Origin of the sequence: Bartonella fuyuanensis (assembly GCF_014197255.1) — a bacterium.
In the GTDB taxonomy this organism is placed as follows: Bacteria; Pseudomonadota; Alphaproteobacteria; order Rhizobiales; family Rhizobiaceae; genus Bartonella; species Bartonella fuyuanensis.
In genome coordinates, this window is record NZ_JACIFE010000076.1 from 1 (window position 1) to 1,146 (window position 1,146).

The following is a 1,146-nucleotide window of genomic DNA, read 5'->3' on the forward strand; positions in this document are numbered from 1 at the left end:
GTCTATCAGGACGCCGACCTAATTCATTCCCCTCTATAGGAAATTCACGAATATAGTTACAACGACATAAAAGCTCTAAAGCTTGCTTAACGGCTTGATTATCTTTTAAAGAACCCCAACACCGTCTATAGATATCTCTTGCCGTAAAGACATTGGGTAAAAGATCACAGCGCTCTACAATTAATTTTGCACGCTCTGCTGTTAATGTATCATTCGCCGCATAAAGACGTTTTGCATGGCTTATCAGATATTCTTCCCAATATAAGGCTCTCTCAAGGGCATCTCTATTGATTTCAAAACGCCCCCCTTCACTCAATTCAAAAATCAATGCAAGGGTTGGTATGGTTTTATTCATTTTCAAAAGATGCGCTTGTAAACTTGATGAGAAATGACCTCCTTTGATTGTTCTTTGAAAATTTTCCCACCATACACGAAACATTTCTTGAGCTTCAGCAGAAAAGCGTATGGTAATAGGGTGTTTTGGTGATCCTAATGGTTTATCATAAAGAGAACGAAAAATTCCTTGATAACTTTCCCATGCCTTTTGATTGGGAGGTCTATCAACCCATAACCGCTCTTTTCGTTCATCGGGCCACACCAGCATTTGAAAGCGTTGCAATAAGCCGTCATTATTTGTTCCATGGTGCATTGCTTGAATAATGGGAATAATCCGTGAAGGTTGAATGCCCCCAATAATGGAAATGGTTGCATTGGGAATAAAAGTGGTTCCACGTCCTATACGGTCATAGGTGTATGATTTTTTGCCATTAAAAGCTGTTAGATAAAAAGAACGGTCTGTTTGATATTCCTTCCGTTCCAAATCGGATAAAAAACCAGATAATTCATCACGAACCAACAATAAACCACGGGGGTTTTCTTTTAACAATTCCCCAAGCTTTTCGACGGTCACATCGTTGACAATAAGACGTCGTTTATTAAGCGTGTCATCTTCCTCACTTTCTTTATGTTCAAGAGATTGAGAAAGAAGAGCAAGGGCTTGTTCCTCGTCTTGATCTTTGAGTGCTTTGTAGGCTTGTTTTTTCTTTTCTCTTTTGTCTAAAGTTTCAAATCTCTCTTCAATTTCTTGTTTTTCTTTTTGCTTTAACCAGTCTTTATACCATTTCTTTTGAAGGCAAGTGATAGGAG

1 protein-coding gene is annotated in these 1,146 nt (G+C 38.5%); it reads right to left on the reverse strand.

The genetic code is table 11. The features are described from left to right. On the reverse strand, positions 1–1,146 hold a 1,146-nt coding region (locus GGR08_RS07995), incomplete at both ends, for a DUF3987 domain-containing protein (protein ID WP_183194764.1).